This window comes from Nocardia sp. NBC_01388 (genome assembly GCF_045040085.1).
Classification (GTDB): domain Bacteria; phylum Actinomycetota; class Actinomycetes; order Mycobacteriales; family Mycobacteriaceae; genus Nocardia.
The window spans coordinates 6,782,959-6,803,357 of the sequence record NZ_CP109553.1 but is presented as its reverse complement, the minus strand read 5'-3'; the positions used below and the strand labels follow the sequence as shown (position 1 = coordinate 6,803,357).

Sequence of the window (20,399 nt, the reverse complement as noted above, 5' to 3'; positions counted from 1 at the left end):
GTGAGTGTGCGGGGCCGCGAGCGGCGGTGGGCCGGGCTGGTGCCCGCCGGGTACAGCCTGGCGCTGGCGCTGCTGGTACTCGGGCCGCTGCTGGGCCCGGGATATCTGCTGCTCCGCGATGCCGTCAGCACCCCGCGCTCATACCTCACCGATTCGGCGCTGGGGCTCGGTGACGCCGCGCCGCGCGCCGTCCCCCAGGACGCGCTCATAGCCACCCTCTCCCCGTTCATCGACGGCGGCCTGATCGTCAAAGTCATCCTGCTGGCGGCACTTTGGCTCGCCGGCTGGGGCGCCGCCACCCTCGCCCGCGACCTGCTCCGCGTCTCCACCGCCCCCCAACTGGTGGCCGCCACCCTCGCCATCTGGAACCCCTACGTCGCCGAACGCCTCCTGCAGGGCCACTGGAGCCTCCTTACCGGCTACGCCGCCCTCCCCTGGATCGCCCTCCTGGCCACCCGATTACGCGCCGCCGCGGTCGTACCCGCGGCGGTCGGGGCGGCAATCGACGCAGCCAGGCCTGCCGGCCCGCCGATTGTGGTGCCAGGTGCGCCCGCCGTCACCGAATGTACCGATGCAGACTCGCGCACTAGGCCCCGATCCGCGACCTCGGGTGCGGCGCGGATCTGCGGTCTCTCTTCTCGCCGATGCGTCACCTGGGCTGCGCTCGGGGGATGGCTGGCGGCTGCGGGACTGACGCCGACCGGCTCATTGTTGGCCGGGTGTATGGCATTCCTGCTGGTCGGGCGGCGGAATTTGACTGGCGCAGTGGGGCTTTGGATCGTGGCGGCGGCGCCGTGGCTGGCGGCTACCGCACTCGCGGGAACGGGGGCCGAGCCATCGGATCCGGCGGGCGTGGCTGCCTTCGCGGCGCGGGCGGAGCCTTGGCTCGGGACACTGGGCAGCTTGGCGGGATTGGGCGGGATCTGGAACAGCACCGCTGTACCCGACTCCCGCACAACCTTTTTCGCGCTGATCGGCACGGTGCTGCTGCTCGGACTGGTCGCGACCGGCGTACACGCTGTCATTGGCAGGCGCCCGCTCTCGGCCGGCATAACAGCGAGGATCAGCCAGAGCGGCGATGGTGGTTCGCACACAGGCACATTCGGCTCCGGCGCGGAGGTGAGTATCGGCGAGTACAGCTCGGAGGCCGCGGGTCTGCGTACGTGTCGGGTACTGATCGCAATAGCGGTGGCGGCCGTGGTGCTACCGGCGCTCGGGGCGACGGGGTGGGGACTTTCGGCCGGGGAATTCCTGGTGACGAAGGTGCCGGGGGCGGGGCTGCTGCGGGATACGCAGAAATTCGTGGCGCTGGCCATGCCCGGATTCGCGCTGTGCGCGGCGGCCGGATGCCGGGCGGTGTCCGAACGGATTTCAGCGGGCCGGGCCGACACTTCAGACCCGATCGCCGAGGACAGCGCAATGGCGCACGGCGCGATCACCGAGGACAGCGCGGTGACGCGCGACCGGAATGCGGGTGCTCGAATCGGAGGGGTCGCGGCGGTTTTCATTGTGCTCATGCTGGTGGCGCTGCCGGATCTGGCCTGGGGTGTGGGCGGGGCACTCCGGCCGGTGCAGTATCCGGGGGGGTGGGAGCGGGTGGCCGGTATGGTCGAGGCGCCGGGGGATGTGGCGGTACTGCCGGGCGGGATGTTCCGGAAGTTCCGATATTCGGGTAGCGCACCGGTTTTGGATCCGGCGCCGCGACTGCTGCCGCGAGATGTGTTGCAGACGGGCGAACTTCCGGTGCAGGGTGCGACGGTGTCCGGGGAGGGTGTGCGGGCGCATACGGTCGAGCAATTGCTGCTGCGCGGTGGATCGGCGCGTGAGCTGGCCGATCTGGGCGTGGGGTGGGTGCTGGTCGAGCACCGCACTCCCGGTCCGCTGGGCGAATCGAAAACCACACTGTCCGAACTGAATTCGGTCTACAGCGATGCGGATCTACAGCTGTATCGGGTGCCGGGCAGCATTGCCGATCATGATGCGTCAGCGTCCTCGCGGCGTATTGCCGGGGCGGCGCATCTGCTGTGGGCCACCCTGCTCTGCGGCGGAATCCTTTCCGCGGCAGCACATATGGTCAGTCTTTCGGGAATCCCACAACGAATCCGACGAGAATCACGACCACGCTGATCACGACGATTATGGGAATAATCCACATATCTACGAGGCTACGACCCGCGGTAGTGCATTGCTATGGCTGCAGGACAGCGCTTCCGGCGACAAGTCCGGACATCCGCTCCCCGCGCGCCACCGCCGACAGCACGTCGAAGACCCCGTTTCCGGTTTGCTCCCAGGAGAATTCGCGCGCCCGCGCCCGGGCCTTCTCCCCCAGCACCGTCCGGGCCTCGGCATTGCCGAGCAGATCCCCCACGGCTTCGGTCAGCTGCGCCGCATCGTCCACGAGCACTCCGGTCACGCCGTCCACGATGGAATCGGTGAGCCCGCGAGAACTGCGGTAGCCGACCGTCGGCACACCGTGCTGCGCCGCCTCGATCACCGCCAGGCCCCAGCCCTCCTTGCGCGAGGGCAGCACATGCACCCAGGCGCGGGACAGCAGTTCGTGTTTGCGGTGCTCGTCGACGTGCCCGTGAAAAGTGACGGCGTCGGTGATGCCCAGCTCATCGGCGTGGGCGCGGAGGTTTCCGGCCCACCAGCCGCCGCCGATCACATCGAGGTGCAGTCCGGGAACGCGCCCGCGCAGCCCCGCGACAACCGCCATGGCGTCTTCGATCTGCTTGTGCGGCACCAGCCGGGACAGCACGACGATGCTCGGATGCCCGGTGCGGGTGCTGTCGTCTCCGGCGGTGACCTGCGCGGGCACGGCCTCGGCGCCATTGCGCACCACCGCGATTCGAGTTCCCTCGACGCCCAGCGCGGCCAATTCCTCCGCCGACGGCAGTGACACCGTCAAGTATTGATTCCCCCGGTGCACGCGCGGCGACAATCGGGACTCGATCCACCAGCCGATCCGCCCGACCAGTCGTCCCGCGACCGGCCACTGCTCCCGATGCCCGTGATGCACCAGCACCACCGTCGGCGCGGCCGCCGCGGCCTGCGCGAAGAAGGGAATCCCGTTCTGGGTGTCGATCACCGCATCCGGCCGCACCCCGCGCAACGGCCCGACCCCGAGCCGGCCCAGGGCGATCGCGGCCAGCGCCCGCGGATACACGGTGTACCGCCCGCCGCCCCGGCTGATATCGATCCCCTCGACATGCTCCCGCCGAGCCGCCCCCGCATACCGTGCGGTCCGCAGCGTCACCTTCACGCCCCGGGCCGCCAGCTGCGCCCCCACCTGCTCCAGATACCGCTCACTCCCCCCGCCCTGCGGATGCCCGGTGTCGCGCCAGCACAGCAGCAGCACTTCACGCACGGGACGATCTCCAGGGTCAATGGCAGGGGACAGCGAACAATGCGCTCCACCATATAGCGAGACCCCGGCCCGCGACCCCGGCACCGGTCAACCGACTTTGTACCGACCCGACGCCAGGGCATCAGATCGCACGCCTCCGCGGCCCACACGCCCTGCACGACCGGGTCATCACGTTCGGGATGCGCCGGACGATGCATCGCGAAGTCGGCGCCGTCGCGCGCGCGATCATTCGTTCGGCAAACCCAGCTCTGGGTCTGAGCCTGCGTGTCGGGGTGCGAGGTTCAGGTGACCGGGTCGCTGCACGTGTCACTGTGCGAGACTGCTCGGCGTGCTTCGAGCCGAGGGGACCCATTCCGGAAGACCGCGTTTTGCCCGGCGGGCCACGCTGCGGCGCTCGCTACGGCTGCTGGGGAGTTTCCGGTTCGAACAGACCGATCCCGGGCTGTTCTACGGCGGTGTGGCCACCGATACGGCCGATCTGGTGGCCGATTTCTATCGGGATCTGACGGGACGGTCGCTGCGCGGCACCATTGTGCTGGACGTGGGCGGCGGGCCCGGCTATTTCGCGGACGAATTCGAGCGCGCGGGGGCGCGGTATCTGCCGGTGGAACCGGATCCGTCGGAGATGCATGCGGCGGGGCTGCGTGTGGCCGGTGCGGTGCGCGGGTCGGGAATGGCGCTGCCGTTTCGCGACAATGCCGTAGATGTCTGCATTTCTTCGAATGTGGCCGAACATGTACCGCAGCCGTGGGTGATGGCCGAGGAAATGCTGCGTGTCATCAAACCCGGTGGGCTGATGGTCTTTTCGTACACCGTGTGGTCCGGCCCGTTCGGCGGGCACGAGACCGGGCCGTGGCACTATCTGGGCGGAGAGTTCGCGGCACGCCGGTACCGGCGGAAGCAGGGGCGGGAGCCGAAGAACCGATTCGGCACCTCATTGTTCGCGGTGAGCGCGGCCGAGGGGCTGCGCTGGGCACGCCAGACACCGGACGACGTGCAGGTGCTGGCCGTTTTCCCGCGCTATCACCCACGGTGGGCCTGGTGGGTGGTGCATGTTCCGGCGGTGCGTGAACTACTGGTCAGCAACCTGGTGGTGATTGCGACGAAACAGGACTCAGCGCTGCAGTCTGCCGCGTCGCCAGATTCTCCCTAATCCACCGGTGCATTCCGGTTCGCTCCAGGGTGACTCCTGGGTTGCGAGCCCGACCGTCTCCATGGCGGTGAGCCCGACCCGGCCGGCCAGCTCATTCACTGCGGCAACGGCTTCCGCTGCCTGCAACGCCGCAGCAGCCTGCTCGGTGGTGAGGGTGCGGCCCGGCAGGAAAGACACCACCCAGCCGCCGACCCCAACGCTTTTCGCCTGATGAGGAGTGAGATCACTTGTCATCAACGATCTGTCGACCACTTGCACCGCCATGACTCGGACTCCCCTGTGCGGTAACGGTTCATGAATCGAGCGAGCTATCTGCAATAGCTATAAAGCATGCTCGCTACAGGTGCCGAATGCAATAGTGCGTTTCACGAAAAGCGAACCGACAGGTTGGGATTCGATTTTCCCATATGCCAAGAGTTAGCCCCAGGTATGCGGAAGCGGTTGCGCGCCTTGCCCTCCGGTACCACTCAGAGGTCGGCGGCGACCAATCGCAGCACCGGCTGACCCTTGCGCGCCGCACCGCGCGTACTTTCGACGACCTCCACCTGCCAGCCCGGCGGCAACACCCGCTGCAACTGGCCGGCAGCCCGCTGCATCGGCGTACTCGCGGGCACCACAGGACTTTCGGTGAACTCGGGAAAAATGAAAGAGTCGATGTCCACAGCGGTCATGCCGTTCGCCTACCTCTCACCAATGGAACCCAGGACGTCTTGAACCAGTGCGTAGTGAACCCAGTGCGCGTCGAGCGAGTAACCGGCCTAGAGAGGAAAACAAAAGTGAGGCACGGCAACCAGAATAGCAGCAGCTAATTAATAGCAACCGGCCAGAACGGTCGGTCGAGCGGAGCCATGCAGAGCATAGGACACCATAAGGCAAACCGAATTGCGAACCGCGTTTCAGGAACGAGTTCAGGTGCCGACAAATAAACCGAAGAGTCGAATTTCAGTTCCATCCCGCTCAGTGGGACGCAGGCCCGAACAATCTTCCGGACAATGGGGAGCAAAACTGTAACGTGTTCTCATGGAGTACCAGAGTCTGTTCATCGGCGGCCGCTGGACCGCACCCGCCGGCACCGAGACCATCCCCGTCGTATCCCCGGCCACCCTCGAAACCGTCGGCAGCGTCCCCAAGCCCACCCACGCCGACGTCGACGCAGCGGTCGGGGCCGCCCGGCACGCCTTCGATCACGGCCCCTGGCCGACCACCCCGCCCGAGGAGCGCGCCGAAGTCCTCGCCCGCGCCTCCCAGCTGCTCGATCAGCGGTCGGAGGCCCTCGCCGCGGCGCTCTCGGCCGAGACCGGCGCCCCGACCATGGCCGCGGTCACGCTCAACACCTTCCCCGCCAAGGGCACGCTCGATTTCTATGCCGGGCTCGGAAAGGTCTTCCCCTGGAACGAATCCCGCACCGGCATCTTCGGCACCACCCGGGTGATGCGCGAACCCGTCGGCGTCGTCGCGGCCGTGATCGCCTGGAACGTGCCGCTGTTCCTGGCCATGAACAAACTCGCCCCCGCGCTGCTCGCAGGCTGCACGGTCATTCTCAAGCCGGCGCCGCTGACACCGCTCACCGCGAATCTGCTCGCCGATATCTTCGCCGAGGCCGGACTGCCCGAGGGCGTGCTCTCGGTGCTGCCCGCCGACGCCGAGGTCTCCGAGTACCTGGTCTCCCATCCCAGCGTCGACAAGGTCACCTTCACGGGCAGCTCCGCGGTCGGCCGGAAAATCGCGGCCATGGCGGGCAGTCAGCTCAAGCGCTGCTCCCTCGAGCTGGGCGGCAAATCGGCCGCAATTCTGTTGCCGGACATGGATATCGCCGATATGCCCAAGCTCGCCTTCGCGGGCCTGATGAACAGCGGCCAGGCCTGCGTGGCACAGACCCGCATCCTGGCGCCGCGCAGCCGGTACGAGGAGATCCTCGACGCGCTCGCCGAATCCACCCGCGCCTTCCCGCTCGGTCTGCCCACCGATCCGAATGCCCAACTGGGCCCGCTGATCTCGAAGGCGCAGCGCGAACGCGTCGAAGGCTATATCGCCAAGGGCAAGGACGAGGGCGCGCGCCTGCTCCTCGGCGGCGGCCGCCCCGACGACCTCCCCGGCTACTACGTCCAGCCGACCGTCTTCGCGGATGTCACGAATTCGATGACCATCGCCCGCGAGGAAATCTTCGGTCCGGTGCTCTCGGTCCTGCCCTACGACACCGAGGACGAGGCGGTCGCCATCGCCAACGACTCCGACTACGGCCTCGCAGGCTCGGTCTGGACCACCGATATCGAACACGGCGTCTCCATCGCCTCCCGAGTCCGCACCGGCACCTACGCCATCAACTGGTACGCCTTCGACCCCTGCGCACCCTTCGGCGGCTACAAGACCTCCGGAATCGGCCGCGAGAACGGCCCCGAGGGCCTGGACGCCTACTGCGAGCAGAAGTCCGTCCTCATGCCCATGGGGATGTAACTGTCCCGCCTCCCCGCACCTTCAGCGCCCGACCGAGTGCCGTACGGAATTCCGGACGCGTAGTGCGGTCAGGCTGATCACCGATTCTGGGGGTACCCCAGGAGTTACCCCGACCGTACGAAATCAGTTGTCACGCAAATACGAAAACGGCCCGCCCACACCGGTTCGGTGCGGGCGGGCGGTTTCATGTCAGGGGGTGTGGGGGCGGAGCCCCCACGAGTTGCGCTTGTTGCGCACTTATCCCAGACGCTCCTTGAGAGCTTCGAACTCGTCACGGATGCCGGAGGGCAGCTTGTCGCCGATGAATTCGAACCACTCCTCGATGAGCGGAATTTCCTTCTTCCACTCCTCGGAGTTGACCAGCAGCGCCTCGTCGACATCGGCGGCCACCACGTCCAGACCCTCGAGGTCGAGGTGCGCGGCGGTGGGGACATTGCCGATCGGGGTGGGCTCGGCCTGCGAGCTGCCCTCGATGCGGCCGACGATCCACTCCAGCACGCGGGAGTTCTCGCCGAATCCGGGCCACAGGAAACGGCCGTCCGCGCCACGGCGGAACCAGTTGACGTAGAAGATCTTCGGCAGCTTGTTGGCGTCGGCGTTCTTGCCGATATTGATCCAGTGGTTCAGGTAGTCGCCGACGTGGTAGCCCAGGAACGGGATCATGGCCATCGGATCGCGGCGGACGGTGCCGACCTTGCCCTCGGCGGCGGCGGTCTGCTCGGAGGAGAGCGTCGCGCCCATGAACACGCCGTGCTGCCAGTCGAAGGACTCGGTCACCAGCGGGACGGTGGTCTTGCGGCGGCCGCCGAACAGGATGGCCGAGATCGGCACGCCCTGCGGGTCGTCCCATTCGGGGGCGAGGGTGGGACACTGCGACATCGGGGTGCAGTAGCGCGAGTTCGGGTGCGCGGCAAGCGTCTCCGACTCCCGCTCGTACCAGTCGTTGCCCTTCCAGTCGATGAGGTGATCGGGCGAGCCCTCCAGGCCCTCCCACCACACATCGCCGTCATCGGTGAGCGCGACATTGGTGTAGACGGTATTGCCGGCGTCGATGGTGGCCATCGCGTTCGGGTTGGAGCTGTGGTTGGTGCCCGGCGCGACGCCGAAGAAACCGAACTCCGGGTTGACGGCGTACAGCTGACCGTCCGGGCCGAAGCGCATCCACGCGATGTCGTCGCCGAGGGTCTCGGCGCGCCAGCCCGGGATGGTGGGCTGCAGCATGGCGAGGTTGGTCTTGCCACAGGCCGACGGGAAGGCGGCGGCGATGTAGTACGCCTTGTTCTCCGGCGAGATCAGCTTGAGGATCAGCATGTGCTCGGCGAGCCAGCCCTCGTCGTGCGCCATCGCGGAGGCGATGCGCAGCGAGTAGCACTTCTTGCCCAGCAGCGCGTTGCCGCCGTAACCCGAACCGTAGGACCAGATCTCGCGGTCCTCGGGGAAGTGGGTGATGTACTTGGTGTCATTGCACGGCCACGGCACATCGGCCTGGCCCTCGGCGAGCGGGGCGCCGACCGAGTGCAGCGCCTTCACGAAGGGCTTGTCGGTGCCGAGCTTCTCCAGCGCGGCGGTGCCGGCGCGGGTCATGACGCGCATCGACACCACGACGTACTCGGAGTCGGTGAGCTCCACGCCGAGCTTGGGGTCCTCGGCGCCGAGCGGGCCCATGCAGAAGGGCACCACGTACATGGTGCGGCCCTTCATCGAGCCGCGGTACAGCTCGGTCATGGTGGCGCGCATCTCGGCGGGGTCGACCCAGTTGTTGGTCGGACCGGCGTCTGCTTCGTTGCGCGAACAGATGTAGGTGCGAGATTCGACGCGGGCGACGTCGGAGGGATCGGAGAGAGCGAGGTACGAGTTGGGCTTCTTCGCCTCGTTCAGCTTCTTGAAGGTGCCCGCGGCGACGAGCTGCTCGGAGAGCCGCACCGCCTCCGCCTCGGAACCATCCGACCAGACCACGCGGTCTGGCTGGGTGAGTTCTGCGACCTCCTGTACCCAGGCAAGCAGTTCCTTGTGCTCGGTGGGCGCGGTGCCATCGTGTAGACCAGGAATGGTCGCTGAGGTCATGAAACAACTCTCCTGAGATGGGTGGCCCGGGGTGCTCGCGACACCGAGTGCCACCAATTGCGGCAAGGCACCCACCAGTCTTGCCGATAGCACGTCCCGGCTGGACGGCGTACAAGGACCAAGCGGACGCCCAGGTTCCTGTCATAGAGGTTAACGCCATATATCGCGGCGCATGGAATCGGGTTGTCCAGTCGGTACCGGGTCGAAACCTTCAACCAGCGACTATGCGAAATCGAGTGCGCCAATGTCACGTTCGCATGCCGCCAGAAGCGCAGGTCGCCGTTGCGCCGCCTGCCGCAATTGCGCCTCCAATTCCCCTACCCGACGGTCTGTTTCGACCAGGTGTGCCGTCGCGGTGCGCACCACGTGATCGGTGAGCCGCTCCTCCGCCTCCACCAGTGCCGTCACCACCCGCTGCTCCGATTGCGCCTTCACGTTGACCAGCGCATCCGCCACCCACTGCCGCAAATGGGCGCGATCAGCGAGTTGCCTGCGCGCCCGCACCACCCACCCCGCCGCGGCCGCGCCGAGCAGCAGACTGACCGGCGCCAGCGCGTAATCCACCGCCTCCCACAGCGCCAGCGGCAGCACCACCAGCCGTCCCAGCCCGAACCCCGCCGAGGCCCCTAACGCGATCATCAGATGATCTTCGACACCCCCGCACCGCGGTTCGGGCCCCGAACCCACCCGCGGCCGCCGCTCCGACTCCGCGGACAACGCCCCCACCTGCGCCGACAGTGCCGCCCCGGGATTTCCCGCCAGTTCCGATGCGCGAACAGCCTTCTCGATCAGCTCCTCCAATTCGGCGAGCCGCTGACGGCTCACACGATCAACCTCCCGTGTGATCTTTTCCACCGAATTCTGCAAACCCTGCGGAAAGCCCCCCAGCCCGCTAGGCGGCAACCGCTCGATATCCGCCCGAGCCGCCGCATTCAACCCCCGAATCCGCACCCCGACCTCATGCAGCAGATCCACCCGAGCCAAATGCAACCGATTCCGCAGCACCCCCATCGCAGCCCCGCGCCCACCATCATTCACCGCCAACAATGTCGCCCGTTCAGCCCGCAACCCGGCAACATCCCCACCACCGCGCAACTTCTCCAGCTCCCGCTCGATCCGCTGCCGCGTCTCCGCAATCACCCGCGCCCGCACGATCTCCACCTGATCCTGTGCGGCCCCCGCTCCGGCCGCCGCCACCAGCCGCGCATGCAGCATCGCCACCCCCGACCGATCTGCCAGCGCCGCATTCTCATTCGCCCGCGCCACTATCGCCATGCGCGCCGAAACCGGAACGATCTCGGCCGGGCCACCTGCCGAGAGGAGAACCGCATCCCGCTCCAACACCTCCCGCCACTCTCGATGCACGTGAAACCCGTCGAGGGCGAACACGATCCGCGTCCCGTTCGCACGCAACGCCCGGACCACACCCAACATCTCTCGTCCGATGGGCGAACCCCCTTCCAGGAGAAGACAAGCCACCGGGACCAACCGGTCCGCACCGACTCCGGCAGCCCCGTCCACAGTCGGATGATCCGGTCGCCCGGTCGCGGTTCCGCCCCACTTGCCGTCGATATCTACCGGGAGCAACTCGACCCGAGGCGTCAACCGTGCCAGTTCGGTCCGCAACAGCACAGAATTCGTCTCGTCCCCACCGATCAGCGTCACCGACGCCGCCGCCACGCCCGCGTTGCTCCGCACGGCCAGCAGCAGCGCCAGACCATGCGGATTCCAGCGCATCACCACCGCTTCCGCCGCAGGTGGGAGTGCTGCCGGCAATGCTCCGCGCGGTTCCGGACCCGATGGCTCACGGGACACCACTTCCCAGGATCGAGGCGAAAGCTCGCCCGCTGCCATCGAAGACAATGCCGAACCCGGCGAGGCGAGTGGAGGTGACTGCTTCCGGTCAGCCGACTGTCCGGCCGCCGATCTACCGGTGTCCGGCGCCGATGAGATCGCACGAGGCGGCGGCAAATTCAGCTCGGATGACGACCATGACGTCGGTTCCGCCGTAGGTGGCCCGGGCGTCATCTCCAGCGATGCCGGTGCCGAAGGCTGCGAACTCAGCTCCGCGGGGGATGCGATCGATTCCGGCGACGGATCGAGGGATTCCGGCGACGCAATGACCAATTTTGTTGGTGGGAGGCGCAATCCGGACGGATGCAGGCCGGGGTCGTGCGGGCCGACGGGCAGCTCGACATGCCCCGGCTCCTCGGCCTGAGTGCCGGGTTTGCCTAGGGCTTGGCGGGGGCGGGGGTTCGATCCGACATCTGTTTATTCGTTGTCGGGGGCCGGATCGGCTTGGTGGGCGGGGGATTCGCGGGTCAGGCGGGTTGTGGCTTGTTGGTAGCGGCGGTGGAGTGCTTGGTGGAGGGGGTCTATGCCGCTGGCGGAGTGGAGGATTTGGAGGAGGGGGTGGGGGTGGAGGGTTGGGTTGTGGCGGAGGGCGGTGAGGGCGCAGGAGATGCCGTAGAGGTCCCAGCGGGTCAGGAGGGTGCGGCGGGCGGGGGTGTCTTCGGCGACGGCGGGGTCGGTGAAGAGGTCCGGGGTGAGGGTGAAGGCGGGGTCGGTCCGGGTGCGGTGGCGGTGGCGGTGCAGGGTGCGGAGGTCGGACTCGGTGAAAGTGCCTGCGCGGGTGTGGACGGCGAGGGAGGCGACGACGGGGAAGGTCGGGATGCCGAGGGCTGTGGTGTGGCGGTCGGCGGTCAGGGCGGCGTCGGACCAGCGGGTGCCGATGGTGTCGGCCTTGTTCAGGACCACAAGGGTGCGGTCCGGGGGGAGGGTGGCGAGGACGCTGCGATCGGCGGGGCCGAGGACGCCGGGGAGGATGTAGAGGAGGAGGTCGCCGTCGAGGACCGGGTCCGGTTGCCCGGGGACGTCGATCGGCGCCGTTTCTTCGGCGGATATGAGCGACAACGCATTTCGCACGGTGGATTTACCGGCGCGGGAGCGGCCGGTCACCTGGATGCGCGGTGGTCGCCCGGCCGACACGGGGGCAGCTTAGTCGCCGGGCGTTGTGGGCGCGGAGATTTCGGCGGAGTGGGTGGGGCGCGAATCACGCACTGTGGGATAGCAGTGGTGAGCTGCGGGTCTATCTGTGCGACAGCACAATTCGATGCAACTGCTCTTCACAGATACCGCAAACTCCCCTACTGTTCGAACCGATCGACTGTTCATTCGACAGCGGCACACGACGGCTCCCTCGGGTCCGACAGCCGGACTCACTCTGGGAGGTTGCGATGACCACGACTGCCGACGATGACCTAGGTATGACCGATTCACCTGCGGGACAGTTCGATCCAGCCCCCACGCGCGCCGCCGACCGGCCGACCGTGCGACAGCCTCGGACACCCGTACGCCGGAGCGCTTCGCAACGTCCGCTGCCGCCGAGCCGGGATCCGTTCCTCCGCCCGCCCAGCGGCTTCGCCGCGCACGCCCCCGGCACCCTGCTCCGCAGTCGCCCGGTGGAACTGGCGCTGTTCGGACTGGTATCCCAGCAGGTGACGGCATGGCAGCTGCTGTACCGCAGCAGTGATATGCACGGCCGGCCGGAGGTCGCGATCACCACGGTGCTGCTGCCGAAGGGCGCGGCGCCGGATGCGACTCGGCCGCTGCTGGTCTTCGGGTCGGCCATGGATGCGGTGACCGATCGCTGTGCGCCCTCGTACGCGCTGCGCAAGGGCGCGCTGTCGCCCGGGTCGATCACTCAGCTGGAGTGGCTGCTGGTCGCGAATGCGGTGCGGCGCGGCTGGGCGGTGACAATCGCCGATCACGAAGGCCCGCACGGTGGTTTCGGAGTGCCCCGCGCGCCCGGCTACCGCTCGCTGGACGGTGTGCGCGCGGCATTGCGGTTCGCTCCGCTGGGATTGCGCCCCGATACCAAGATCGCGGTGTGGGGTTATTCGGGCGGCGGTATGGCCAGCGCCTGGACCATCGAGATGGCTCCCGAGTACGCCCCCGAGCTGAATATCGTCGGCGCCGCACTGGGCGCGCCGGTCGGTGATCCCGGCGAGGTGTTCCTGCGTTTGAACGGTGGCGCGTTCGCGGGATTCCCGGCGATCGTCATCGCCGCACTGCATCGTGTGTATCCGGCCATGGCCGAGGTGGTCCGCGACGACTTCACCGAAGAGGGCCGCCGCCTGCTCGAGCGTGTGCAGACGCTCGGCCCGCTCGCCGCACTTCCGCTGCTGGTGGGCCGTCGCCTGGAGAACTACCTGAATCGCCCGCTCGACGACGTGCTGCCCCAGCTCGCGGAGATGTTCGACGACATCCGCCTCGGCAGCGCGGCTCCGGCCTGCCCCGTACTGGTGGTGCAGCCGATTCACGATCAGGTGATCGGGGTCGACGGAATCGATGGTCAGGTGCAGCGCTACCGGGAGGCGGGCGCGGCGGTCTGGTACATCCGGGATCGCCTGAGCGAGCACTTCTCGATGCTGCCGCTCTCCACCCCGTTGAGCCTGGATTGGCTGGCCGATCGCATCGCCGGGAAAACTCTCACGGAACCCACAACCAAGACCGTCTGGTCGGTAGCCCTCGAGCCGTCGCGCTGGCGCGGATTGGTGGAATTGGCAACTACCGCAATGCGTGTCACGTTCGGACTGGCGCTCGGGCAGGAGTACGAGCCGGTCGCCACCGAGGCGTCGGGCCTGGCAGCCTGAGTAATGGCACACCCCCGAACACCTAGTCGATTGCTGCGCTAACCATCCGATACTGGACAATGGACGCCGTGAACGACGCCGCGAACCACACTGCCGAGTCAGTCCCCGGGCCGCGGTCCGCCGACCTTGCCGGTGACGGCGATCACGCCGCCTGCGACGGTATCGATCGTGCCACCGGCGACGGTATCGACCGTGCCACCGGCGACGGTATCGACCGTGCCGCCCGCGACGGTATCGACCGTGCCGCCCGCGGCAATCGCCTCTACCCCCGGGTCACCAGCTTCCGCTCGCGCCGCGGTGCGCTCACGCCGCAGCAGCAGCAATCCTGGGAACGGATGTGGCCGCGCATCGGCCGCGACGTCTCCGACGAGAAGCTGGACGCCGACGCCTGGTTCGGCCGCAGCGCACCGCTGATCGTCGAGATCGGTTGCGGCACCGGCACAGCCACCGCGGCCATGGCGCAGGCCGAGCCGGAGTTCAACCTGATCGGCGTCGAGGTCTACAAGCCCGGCGTGGCACAGCTGGTGCAGCGCGTCGAGCGCGAGCAGATCGAGAACATTCGCATCCTGCGCGGCGACGCCGTGGATGTGCTCGAGCACATGGTTGCTCCAGAGTCGCTGACAGGTGTCCGAGTGTTCTTCCCGGACCCGTGGCCGAAGGCGCGCCACCACAAGCGCCGGCTGCTGCAGGCCGCGACCTTCACACTCATCGCGAGTCGCCTGCGTCCCGGCGGCGTGTTGCACGTCGCCACCGATCACGCGGATTATGCCGAATGGATTGCCGAGGTGGGAAAGGGAGAATCCCAGCTCATTGGCATGAATGAGGCAACGGGTGGGGATTCCGCAAGGTACCTTGAAACCGCACCGATCGGTTTCGAACGTCCGATTACCAAGTTCGAAGGAAAAGGACTCCGCGCGGGTAGCGCCATCACGGAGTTCATCTGGGGGAAGATCGAATCATGAGCGTCAGTGAGATGGCCCCGGAGGTCGCGGATGTTGCCGAAATAATGCACGGCACTGCATCGTCCGAACTAACGGGCGCCGTGGGCGTGGGTGGCACCAGCACCGATTTACGGCGCGTGCTGCTCGTCTGGGATGCGCCCAACCTGGATATGGGTCTCGGCGCAATTCTCGGCGGCCGCCCGACCGCCGCGTACCGACCACGTTTCGACGCCCTCGGCCGCTGGCTGCTGGCCCGCACCGCGGAACTATCCGTGGGCAGTCGCCAGCGCGTCGAACCCGAAGCGACCGTTTTCACCAATATCGCCCCGGGCACCGCGGATGTGGTGCGACCGTGGGTGGAGGCATTGCGCAATGTCGGCTACGCCGTCTTCGCAAAGCCCAAAATTGATGAAGACTCCGATGTCGACAGCGATATGCTCGGCCATATCCAGCTCCGCCGTCGCGGCGCGGGACTGGCTGGAATCATGGTCGCTTCCGCCGACGGCCAGGCATTTCGCGCACCGCTCGAAGAAATCGCCGCCAGCGGCGTGCCCGTTCAAGTGCTGGGATTCCGCGAGCACGCGAGCTGGGCGGTCACGTCGGATATTCTCGAGTTCATCGATCTCGAGGACATCCCGGGCGTGTTCCGTGAACCACTGCCCAGGGTCAGCCTCGATTCGCTGCCCGATGAGGGTGCATGGCTGCAGCCGTTCCGGCCGCTGACAGCACTGCTCACCTCCCGCCCCGCTCAAGGAGTCGCTTAGTGTTCACCCGCTGGGGCGACCTGGTCTATCGGCTGCGCTATTCCGTTCTCGGCATAGTGGTGGCTGCGCTGCTCTCGCTCGGTGCTTTCGGGTTCGGGTTGGAAGACCATCTCAGCTCCAGCGGATGGGACGATCCGACCTCCTCGTCGTCACAGGCTGCGGTGCTGCGTGATTCCGTCTACGGGCGTGACCACAGCGCGGATGTGCTCGTGCTGTACACCGCGCCCGACGGCAAGACGATCGACGATCCGGCGTTCAGCCAGGAGGTCGTCAGCAGCCTGAACGGCCTGACCACGAAGTATCCGGAGATCGACAAGGTCAACGGCGCGTACTGGAAAACCGATACCGGCCAGTGGATTCCGTCCCAGGCCGGTACCGCGGACAAGAAGCACGCCTTCGCGGCCATCGCCATCAAGGGCGATAACGACACCGATATGCTGCGCAACTACCGGAAGGTGAAGGACGCCTTCGCCATTCCGGGTGTGAAGGTCGAGGTCGCGGGCCTGCAGCCGGTCGCGGGCACGCTGAACGACACCATGCAGGCCGACCAGAAACGCATGGAGCTCATCGCCATTCCGGCGGTCGCGATCCTGCTGTTCTTCATCTTCGGCGGTGTGGTCGCCGCCGCGCTGCCGCTGATCGTCGGTGGTCTCACGGTGCTCGGCGCCAACGGCATCATCATGGCTCTGACGAAGGTGACCGACGTCAATTCCTTTGTCAGCGGCGTGGTGTCGATGATCGGTCTGGGCCTGGCCATCGACTACGGGCTCTTCATAGTCAGCCGATTCCGCGAGGAATTGGCGGAGGGCTATGACACCAAGGCGGCCGTGCGCCGCACGGTCATGACCGCCGGCCGCACCGTCATGTTCTCCGCGACCATGATCGTGGCGAGCCTCGGCGGCATGCTGCTGTTCCCGCAGGGCTTCCTGAAATCGATTGCCTACGCGACCATTGCGACGGTCGCGCTGGCGGCGCTGTCCTCGATCACGATCCTGCCCGCGCTGCTCGCCATTCTGGGGCCGCGGGTGGATGCGTTCGGGCTCAAGTGGTTCAACAAGACCAAGAGCAATGAGGAGATCGAGGCCGGTTTCTGGGGCAAACTCACCGCGTGGGTGATGAAGCATCCGCTGAAGGTCGCCATTCCGATCTGCGTCGGCCTGCTGCTGCTCATCATTCCGGTGAAAAACCTGGCTTTCGGCGGCATCAGCGAAACCTATCTGCCGCCGGACAATCCGACCCGTCTGGCGCAGCAGCACTTCGACGAGTACTTCCCGCTGCGCAAGTCCGCACCGGTGCAGCTGATCATTGTCACCAGCAATCCCAAGGACATCGGCAATATCCTGACCCAGGCCAACAAGGCTCCGGGTCTGGTCAAGAAGAGCACGTTCTCGATTCCGGCGACGCCGCCCAATGGTTCCGATGTGTGGACCACGGACGCGCAATTGGAGAGCGTCAACGACGCCGGGCCGACCATCGACTATCTGCGGTCCATGGATGTGCCGGACGACGCTCAGGTACTGGTCGGCGGACAGCCCGCCATCCAGCAGGACTCGATCAGCGCGCTGCTCGATCGCATGCCGCTGATGATCGGCCTGGTCGTGCTGATCACCACGATCCTGATGTTCCTGACCTTCGGATCACTGGTGCTGCCGATCAAGGCGGCGCTCATGAGCGCCCTGGGTCTTGGCTCCACACTCGGCATTCTGACCTGGATCTTCGTCGACGGTCACGGCGCGGGTCTGCTCAATTTCACGCCACAGCCGATCATGTCGCCGGTGCTGGTGCTGATCATCGCGGTGATCTACGGCCTCTCCACCGACTACGAGGTCTTCCTGCTGTCGCGAATGGTGGAGGCGCGCACCATGGGTGCGTCCACCACCGAGGCGGTGCGGGCCGGTACCGCGCAGACCGGGCGCATCATTACGGCCGCCGCGCTGATCCTGCTCACCGTGACCGGCGCGTTCGCGTTCTCCGACGTGGTGATGATGCAGTACATCGCGTACGGCATGATCGCGGCGCTGTTCATCGACGCCACCCTGCTGCGCATGCTGCTGGTGCCCGCCATCATGAAGCTGCTCGGCGACGACTGCTGGTGGGCTCCGGCCTGGATGAAGCGGATTCAGCAGAAGATCGGGCTGGGCGAGCCGATTCTGGACGATGAGCGGCCCGGCGGCGGCGAGGTGGTCGACCTGGTCAAGACCACGCCCATCACCGATCCGGTCACCATGCAGATGCCGGCGCTGTCCGAGGACGCCACCAGCCGGTTCCCGCGGAAACCGCGGCCCGCCAGGCTGATCGACAGTGAGGCGCCGACACAGCGCATCAACAAGACCGTGGCGCCGGATGCCGATACCAAGGCGAAGGATTCCGGTGCACCGTCGGGCAGTGGAAAGCCTTCCAGCCCTCCGCAATCCCTGCTCGGTGGTGCGGCGGGCGCGGGGCTGAATGTCTCGCTGACCAATCTCGGTTCGTCCGGCGGCCGCAGTGGTCCTGCCGATTTCAGTGCACCCGCGGGTGTGCCGGTGCGGGCCGATGCCGATTCGGCGAGCGGCCGGTCCGCCGGTAACGATGCCGGTGCGGAGCCCGAGACTACCGATTTCAGTGTGACGGAACGCCGTTCGGGTGCCGAGCTCGGCGGTGGGCTGCCGACCGATCTCCCGGTCCGGGCCGCTGTCCCCGTGGTGTCGAAGCCGGCGCCGGAGGCCGAGCCGGTTGCGCCGCAATCGGATCCGGAGCCTCCGGCCGCGCCTACCCCGCGGGTGGTCGGCGCGGAGCGGGTACTGCCGCCGCCGGAGGCGAAAATGCCGCCGCATCCGGCGACCCGGGCGCAGCTGTATCAGCCGCATGCTCCCGAGGAGGAGCAGCCTGCGGCCGATCCCACTGCCGAACAACCGCATCCGACCCATCACTCCGCCGAGGATCCGCCGAAGGCCGGCGGGCGCAGCAGCATCGAGCAGTGGATGTCGGATCTGCGCTCGGCTCGCCGCCGCACCGATAAGGACCAGGACAGTGTGGAGGACGACGAGGGCAAGCATCGAGGTGGTGACGGTCGCACGGTCAGTGTGAACGAACTGCTCCGGCGCCAGAACCGCGACTGATATCCACAGCCTGATATCGACACAGAGCCGCCCGGCCGAGTTATCCACTCGGCCGGGCGGTTTCGTTTGTGCGGGATGACCCCTCGGGCTAGTTGGGTTGTGCTCGGCCGCCCGCCTCCGCGAAGGCACGGGCGTAGCGGGTGCCCACCAGCAGCAACAGCACGCCGACCACCAGGAAGGCCGCCGCGCGCAGCAGGCCGTCGAGTGTCGCCAGGTCGAAGAGGAACAGTTTGGCCAGGGCGGCGGCGGTGACCAGCAGACCGGCGGCCAGGGCGACCTTCGCCTGCTGCGGCGTCCGGGACAGGCGGCGCAGGCCGAAGAGCAGGGCCGCCGTGGCGGCGGCCATCCACACCATGGTGGCAATGCCGTGGCCCGCGAGGAAACCGTCGGCGCCGCCGGTGATGATGATGCCGAGCGATACCGACAGCGCGGTCACCATGTACAGGCCGGCCAAACCGCCGACCACGATGACCGCTGTCGCATCGCTTTCCCGCTCCACGAATCCCAGCCGGCGTGCGCACCAGAACCCGACCGCGAGCACGGCCAGCGCCGATACGGCGCCCAGTGCGGTCGAAATCCCCAGGTGCGCTTCGGCATACGACTGGTGCGCCAGAGTGGACGGGCCCGCATCGGCCAGGAAGCCCAGGGTGCCGATCAGCCCGAAGACGCCGGCGATACCCGCGGCCATTCGCGAGCGCTGCTGCCCGGCCACCCCCAGGAATCCGAGCGCGACGAGATAGAGCGCCACCGGTACGGTCTGCACCCGGGTCGCGCCGAAGCACACCTCGAGCAATGCGAACGCGCCCGACACCGCGGCAACCGCCGCCAAATGTCCCGGAATGCGCACCCGCCCAGCCAGTTTCGACATCCACGGCAGCGCGGCCACCGTCAGCAATACCGCCGCGAAAACAGCGGACACCAGCACCCCGGTACGGCGCTCGAACATGGTCGGCGTCGCGAGCAGCGGCACCGTGGCCACCGCGAATGTCAGACTCGCGGTGATATCTCCGGCCCGGCGGCCTACCGCGAGCACCGAACCCACCAGACCCACCGCCGCCACCGCGATCGCAGCGGCGAGCACCTCGTAGCGATGCCCGCGCGTGGCATCCCCCAGCTCGGCCGCGGCCACCGCGATCAAGGTGGCCAGCACCGCCGGAAGTGTCCGCACTACATGCAGATAAGGCCAGTTACGCACCAATTGCACTGGTAGAGCGGCGATCTGCAACACAATCAGGAAGGCGAGCAACGCCAACTCGGTGGTCACCACCGGCGAAAGCAGCGCCGCCACCAGCACCACCAGCACCGCCAGCGCCTGCGACCGCCACCGCATGGCGAGCCCCACCCCGCCCGCCGCGATTCCCAGCGCAACCACATATCCGACCACCGGCGGCAACCACCCGTACATGGTCGTCATGGCGACAATATCCAGATATCCCCCGGCAATACCCGTGGCCGCCAACGCAATAGCCCCCACCTGTCCCCCGGCCCGCCCGTGCACCCGCATCCCCGAACCCACCAACACCCCCGAGAACACCGCCCCCGCAGCAACTCTCGGCACCGGCCCGAAAAACCCCGCCTGCGCCGCCAACACCAGCAACATCACCACCCCGATCAGCGTGACCCCCACCCCCGCCACCGCCAGCACCCGACTGATCACCCCTTCCCGCTGCCACCACGGCACCTTCGGTCCCCGCACCGCCTCCACCCGCCGCCGCTGCTGCGCCATAGGCGGCATAGGCGGCATGGGCGAATAACCAGGCCGCCCACCCATCCACCCGGCCCCCGCAGCCCCAAGCCCCTGCGCCCCCAACGGTGCTCCCGGTATCGAAGGCATATACGCAGGCATCGCCCCCGCAGGCGGTGGAGCCTGCACGCCGGCAGCCGGAGGACCCCATCCGCCACC

The 20,399-nt window shown here is 67.4% G+C and carries 14 protein-coding genes; 7 read left to right on the top strand and 7 right to left on the bottom strand.

Annotated features, from left to right (window positions below; translation table 11 throughout):
• On the top strand, nt 1-2,127 hold the full coding sequence (locus OG716_RS32630; protein WP_405134281.1) for a hypothetical protein: 2,127 nt from the start codon (nt 1-3) through the stop codon (nt 2,125-2,127).
• 61 nt (nt 2,128-2,188) lie between these two features.
• Here OG716_RS32630 and OG716_RS32625 read toward each other — a convergent pair whose 3' ends face one another.
• Nucleotides 2,189-3,367, bottom strand: a complete 1,179-nt coding sequence (locus OG716_RS32625) for a glycosyltransferase family 4 protein (RefSeq protein ID WP_405134280.1) — start codon at nt 3,365-3,367, stop codon at nt 2,189-2,191.
• Nucleotides 3,368-3,695: 328 nt separating this feature from the next.
• Between OG716_RS32625 and OG716_RS32620 the strand changes: the two genes are divergently transcribed.
• Complete coding sequence (locus OG716_RS32620; protein ID WP_405134279.1) at nt 3,696-4,520, top strand: methyltransferase domain-containing protein; 825 nt, start codon at nt 3,696-3,698, stop codon at nt 4,518-4,520.
• Here the strand turns inward: OG716_RS32620 and OG716_RS32615 are convergent.
• On the bottom strand, nt 4,482-4,784 hold the full coding sequence (locus OG716_RS32615) for a hypothetical protein (protein WP_327142741.1): 303 nt from the start codon (nt 4,782-4,784) through the stop codon (nt 4,482-4,484). The two genes, OG716_RS32620 and OG716_RS32615, sit on opposite strands and share 39 nt — an antisense overlap.
• A gap of 203 nt (nt 4,785-4,987) precedes the next feature.
• Nucleotides 4,988-5,191 (bottom strand): hypothetical protein, encoded by a 204-nt coding sequence (locus OG716_RS32610; protein ID WP_355124966.1) that lies wholly within the window; start codon nt 5,189-5,191, stop codon nt 4,988-4,990.
• Nucleotides 5,192-5,540: 349 nt separating this feature from the next.
• Between OG716_RS32610 and OG716_RS32605 the strand changes: the two genes are divergently transcribed.
• Nucleotides 5,541-6,974 carry an aldehyde dehydrogenase gene (locus OG716_RS32605; protein ID WP_355124968.1) on the top strand — a complete coding sequence of 478 codons (1,434 nt, stop codon included), beginning with the start codon at nt 5,541-5,543 and terminating at the stop codon, nt 6,972-6,974.
• A gap of 237 nt (nt 6,975-7,211) precedes the next feature.
• On the opposite strand, the gene OG716_RS32600 is transcribed toward OG716_RS32605, so the two are convergent.
• From OG716_RS32600 to OG716_RS32590, 3 genes are all read right to left on the bottom strand, one after another.
• Complete coding sequence (locus OG716_RS32600) at nt 7,212-9,038, bottom strand: phosphoenolpyruvate carboxykinase (GTP) (protein ID WP_327142744.1); 1,827 nt, start codon at nt 9,036-9,038, stop codon at nt 7,212-7,214.
• A gap of 222 nt (nt 9,039-9,260) precedes the next feature.
• Nucleotides 9,261-10,814, bottom strand: coding sequence for a hypothetical protein (locus OG716_RS32595; RefSeq protein ID WP_405134278.1), 1,554 nt, complete (start codon nt 10,812-10,814; stop codon nt 9,261-9,263).
• A 495-nt stretch (nt 10,815-11,309) separates the two neighbouring features.
• Nucleotides 11,310-12,026: a hypothetical protein gene (locus OG716_RS32590; protein ID WP_405134277.1), complete on the bottom strand. Its 717-nt coding sequence runs from the start codon at nt 12,024-12,026 to the stop codon at nt 11,310-11,312.
• Nucleotides 12,027-12,274: 248 nt separating this feature from the next.
• Here OG716_RS32590 and OG716_RS32585 point away from each other — a divergent pair, with 248 nt between their 5' ends.
• The 4 genes from OG716_RS32585 to OG716_RS32570 are packed head-to-tail and all read left to right on the top strand — an operon-like array spanning nt 12,275 to nt 18,496.
• Nucleotides 12,275-13,693 carry a lipase family protein gene (locus OG716_RS32585; RefSeq protein WP_405134276.1) on the top strand — a complete coding sequence of 473 codons (1,419 nt, stop codon included), beginning with the start codon at nt 12,275-12,277 and terminating at the stop codon, nt 13,691-13,693.
• 59 nt (nt 13,694-13,752) lie between these two features.
• Nucleotides 13,753-14,655: a tRNA (guanosine(46)-N7)-methyltransferase TrmB gene (trmB, locus tag OG716_RS32580; protein ID WP_405134275.1), complete on the top strand. Its 903-nt coding sequence runs from the start codon at nt 13,753-13,755 to the stop codon at nt 14,653-14,655.
• Nucleotides 14,652-15,398 carry an NYN domain-containing protein gene (locus OG716_RS32575; RefSeq protein WP_355124978.1) on the top strand — a complete coding sequence of 249 codons (747 nt, stop codon included), beginning with the start codon at nt 14,652-14,654 and terminating at the stop codon, nt 15,396-15,398. The genes trmB and OG716_RS32575 overlap by 4 nt, the downstream gene beginning before the upstream one ends.
• Nucleotides 15,398-18,496, top strand: a complete 3,099-nt coding sequence (locus OG716_RS32570; RefSeq protein ID WP_405134274.1) for an MMPL family transporter — start codon at nt 15,398-15,400, stop codon at nt 18,494-18,496. Before OG716_RS32575 ends, OG716_RS32570 begins: the two co-directional genes overlap by 1 nt.
• A gap of 88 nt (nt 18,497-18,584) precedes the next feature.
• Here the strand turns inward: OG716_RS32570 and OG716_RS32565 are convergent, their stop codons facing one another.
• Nucleotides 18,585-20,222, bottom strand: a complete 1,638-nt coding sequence (locus OG716_RS32565; protein ID WP_405134273.1) for a DUF2339 domain-containing protein — start codon at nt 20,220-20,222, stop codon at nt 18,585-18,587.
• Nucleotides 20,223-20,399: the final 177 nt, after the last annotated feature.

Bases quoted from the DNA above. Each gene is read 5' to 3' on its own strand.
- OG716_RS32615 (WP_327142741.1), bottom strand. From the start codon at position 4,784: ATGGCGGTGCAAGTGGTCGACAGATCGTTGATGACAAGTGATCTCACT.
- OG716_RS32605 (WP_355124968.1), top strand. From the start codon at position 5,541: ATGGAGTACCAGAGTCTGTTCATCGGCGGCCGCTGGACCGCACCCGCC.
- OG716_RS32600 (WP_327142744.1), bottom strand. From the start codon at position 9,038: ATGACCTCAGCGACCATTCCTGGTCTACACGATGGCACCGCGCCCACC.
- OG716_RS32565 (WP_405134273.1), bottom strand. From the start codon at position 20,222: ATGGCGCAGCAGCGGCGGCGGGTGGAGGCGGTGCGGGGACCGAAGGTG.
- OG716_RS32610 (WP_355124966.1), bottom strand. From the start codon at position 5,191: ATGACCGCTGTGGACATCGACTCTTTCATTTTTCCCGAGTTCACCGAA.
- OG716_RS32575 (WP_355124978.1), top strand. From the start codon at position 14,652: ATGAGCGTCAGTGAGATGGCCCCGGAGGTCGCGGATGTTGCCGAAATA.
- trmB (WP_405134275.1), top strand. From the start codon at position 13,753: ATGGACGCCGTGAACGACGCCGCGAACCACACTGCCGAGTCAGTCCCC.
- OG716_RS32585 (WP_405134276.1), top strand. From the start codon at position 12,275: ATGACCACGACTGCCGACGATGACCTAGGTATGACCGATTCACCTGCG.